4 protein-coding genes are annotated in these 3,309 nt (G+C 62.0%); 3 read left to right on the top strand and 1 reads right to left on the bottom strand.

The window, feature by feature from the left end; translation table 11 throughout:
* Together ABYW26_RS12405 and ABYW26_RS12400 are read left to right on the top strand one after the other, a co-directional pair.
* Window positions 1–291: host attachment protein (locus tag ABYW26_RS12405; RefSeq protein WP_372605213.1), on the top strand; the 291-nt coding region annotated here is incomplete at its 5' end.
* Between the two features lie 20 nt (window positions 292–311).
* Window positions 312–599 (top strand): DUF4389 domain-containing protein, encoded by a 288-nt coding sequence (locus tag ABYW26_RS12400; RefSeq protein WP_372605212.1) that lies wholly within the window; start codon window positions 312–314, stop codon window positions 597–599.
* A 9-nt stretch (window positions 600–608) separates the two neighbouring features.
* On the opposite strand, the gene ABYW26_RS12395 is transcribed toward ABYW26_RS12400, so the two are convergent.
* The gene (locus ABYW26_RS12395; protein WP_372605211.1) at window positions 609–2,432 is read right to left on the bottom strand and encodes a M3 family oligoendopeptidase; all 1,824 of its coding nucleotides are present in this window, start codon (window positions 2,430–2,432) and stop codon (window positions 609–611) included.
* A 132-nt stretch (window positions 2,433–2,564) separates the two neighbouring features.
* Here ABYW26_RS12395 and ABYW26_RS12390 point away from each other — a divergent pair.
* A partial coding sequence (locus ABYW26_RS12390; protein ID WP_372605210.1) for a fumarylacetoacetate hydrolase family protein occupies window positions 2,565–3,309 on the top strand: 745 nt, incomplete at its 3' end.

The following is a 3,309-nucleotide window of genomic DNA, read 5'->3' as shown; positions in this document are numbered from 1 at the left end:
TCGCAATCGGCGGGCAACACTGCGCGCCACGGCTTTGACCCCGAAACCGGCCTGCGGGAACAGGGCCGCGCCCATTTCGCCGATGCTGTCGTTGCGTCCGCGTCGGAAATCTGGTCGCAAAACGGCTTTGATCGTCTGGTGATCAGCGCCGCACCGCGTATGTTGGGCGCGCTGCGCGACCGGCTTGATGGTCCGATGGCCAAGGCGCTGAGTGCGGATATGGATAAGGACTTGTTGAAAATCCCGGTTGGGGATCTGCCCGCGCATTTTGCCGATGTGGCAGCATTCTGATCTGTTCAGGAGAACACGAAATGACTGAAGAAACCACCACACCTGCCGACACGACCCCGGACGACAGCCGCAAGGACGTCTGGCTGCGCGGATTGTGGATGCTGATCCTCGTGGCGCTGTTTTCGCTGGCGCAAGGGCTGTTGGTGGCCTGCGCGGTGCTGCAATTCGGCTGGCTTTTGTTCGCAAAGCAAAAGAACCAGCATATTGCGGGCTTTGGCGAAAAGCTGGGCAACTGGCTGGCCGCGACCGCGCGCTTTCAATCAGGCGCGACCGAGGACAAGCCGTTTCCGTGGTCGAAATGGGAGTAAGCCGCGGGCTTACTCCTCCATCGCCTCCAACTCGTCGATCAGGCCTGAGATCATGCTCAGGCCCTTGTCCCAGAATTTAGGGTCCGAGGCGTCCAGACCGAACGGCGCCAGCAGGTCCTTGTGGTGTTTCGAGCCACCGGCCTTGAGCATCTCGAAATACTTGTCCTGAAAATCCGCGCCGCTTTCCTGATAGACCGCGTAAAGCGCGTTCACCAGCCCGTCACCGAAGGCATAGGCGTAGACGTAGAACGGCGAGTGGACGAAATGCGGGATATAGGCCCAGAAGGTTTCATACCCGTCCATGAAATTGAACACCGGCCCAAGGCTTTGCGCCTGAACGCTCATCCACAGGGCGTTGATGTCGTCGGGGGTCAGTTCGCCCTGACGGCGGGCGTCGTGCAGCTTGCATTCAAAGTCATAGAAGGCGATCTGCCGGACCACGGTGTTGATCATGTCCTCGACCTTGCCGGCCAGCAGGGTCTTGCGCTCGGTCTGGGTCTTGGCGTTGTCCAGCAATTTGCGGAAGGTCAGCATCTCGCCAAAGACCGATGCGGTTTCGGCCAGCGTCAGCGGGGTTGAGGCCAGCAACTCGCCCTGACCGGCGGCCAGCACCTGATGCACGCCGTGGCCCAGTTCGTGGGCCAAGGTCATCACGTCGCGCGGTTTGCCCAGATAGTTCAGCATCACATAGGGATGCACATCGACCACCGTCGGATGGGCAAACGCGCCCGGTGCCTTGCCCGGTTTCACCCCGGCATCAATCCAGCCCTTGTCAAAGAACGGCTCGGCGATCTTGGCCATCTCGGGCGAGAAATCGGCATAGGCGTCCAGCACCGTCTTGCGGGCGGTGGCCCAGTCGACGATCTTGGGCGCGTCGATCGGCAGCGGGGCGTTGCGGTCCCAGACCTCAAGCGTGTCCAGACCCATCCACTTGGCCTTTAGCGCGTAATAGCGGTGGCTGAGCTTGGGATAGGCGGCGACCACGGCGTTGCGCAGGGCCTCGACCACCTCGGGTTCGACGTGGTTGGACAGGTGCCGCCCGGTTTGCGGGCTCGGCATCTTGCGCCAGCGGTCCTCGACCTCTTTTTCCTTGGCCAGCGTGTTGTGGACGCGGGCAAAGATTTTCACATTGTCGTCGAACACCCGCGCCAGTTCCCGCGCCGCCGCCTCGCGCTTGGCGCGGTCGGTGTCGGTCAGCAGGTTCAGCGTGCCTTCGATGTTCAGGTCTTCGCCATCGACGGTGAATTCCAGCCCGGCAATGGTTTCATCGAACAGCTTGTTCCATGCCGCCGCGCCGACGACCGACTGGTCGTGCAGGAATTTCTCAAGCTCGTCCGACAGCTGGTAAGGCCGCATCGCGCGCAGGCGGTCAAAGACCGGCTTATACCGCGCCAGATCGGCATTGGCATTGAACAGCGCCGCCATGTGGTCATCGGGCAGGCGGTTGATTTCCAGCGTGTAGAACACCAGCGGCGTGGTGAAGGTGGTGATCCGGTCCTGACAGTCCGAGAAAAACTTGGCCCGCTCAGAGTCCATGGTGTTCTGGTAATAGCGCAGCCCGGCAAAGGACATGATCCGCCCGCCGACGACGTCGATCCGCTCGTAACGTTGCACGCAGGTCAGGAAATCCTCGGCTGACAGGCTGGCCAGCATGCCCTCGTAATCGGCAGCGAAATCGGCGCAGGCTTTTTCCAGCCACGCCATGTCCTTGTCCAGCTCGGGCGCGTCCTGCCCGGTGTAAAGATCGCTCAGATCCCATTCCGGCAGTTTGCCAAGACCGCCCCCCGCGCTGGCATTGGCGTCAAAGGTGGGCTGTGGCTGGCAGATGCGCATGGTGGGAACCTCTTTTTCCTGTTCCCGCTAGACATAGGCACGGGGGCAGGGCGGGTTCAAGACGCTTTTGCCTGCTTGACCCGTGCCGCCCTGCGGCCTTTAGTTCGGGGCAGGGCATTCGGGGAGGCTGTCATGAAATTCGTGCGTTTTGGACCGTTTGGGGCTGAACGGCCCGGCGTTATCGACGATCAGGGCGTGCTGCGTGACCTGTCCTCGGAAATGGAGGATCTGTCCGGCACCGTGCTGTCGCATCTGGCCGATTTCGGCCCCGAAGGCATGCCCGAAGTGCGCGGCAATCCGCGTCTGGGCGTGCCGGTCGGGCGGGTCGGCAAATGCGTGTGCATCGGGCTGAATTATTCCGACCACGCCGCCGAAGCCGGCATGGCGGTGCCAAAGGAACCGATCGTGTTCATGAAGGCCACCTCGGCGCTGGTCGGGCCGAACGATCCGATCGTGCTGCCGCGTGGCTCGGAAAAAACCGATTGGGAGGTCGAGTTGGCTGTGGTGATCGGCAAGCCTTGTAAATACGTCACCCCGGATCAGGCGCTGGACTATGTCGCGGGCTATATGGCCTTTAACGACGTGTCCGAGCGGCACTTTCAGGTCGAGCGCGGCGGCCAATGGACCAAGGGCAAAAGCTGTGACACCTTTGGTCCCTGCGGCCCGTGGCTTGTCACCCCGGACGAGGTCGGCGATCCGCAGAACCTGACGCTTAGCCTGTCGGTCAACGGCGTGACCAAACAGCAGGGCAATACCGACAAGATGGTGTTCCCCGTGGCCGAGGTGATCAGCTATCTCAGCCAGATGATGAGCCTGCAACCCGGCGATATCATCGCCACCGGCACGCCGCCGGGGGTGGGGCTGGGTATGACACCGC

The organism is Actibacterium sp., assembly GCF_041584535.1.
Taxonomy (GTDB): domain Bacteria; phylum Pseudomonadota; class Alphaproteobacteria; order Rhodobacterales; family Rhodobacteraceae; genus Actibacterium_D.
Note: the sequence above shows the minus strand (reverse complement) of the source record. Positions and strands in the feature narration are given on the sequence as shown.

Coding starts and splice junctions, on each gene's coding strand:
- ABYW26_RS12400 (WP_372605212.1), top strand. CDS start 312: ATGACTGAAGAAACCACCACACCTGCCGACACGACCCCGGACGACAGC.
- ABYW26_RS12395 (WP_372605211.1), bottom strand. CDS start 2,432: ATGCGCATCTGCCAGCCACAGCCCACCTTTGACGCCAATGCCAGCGCG.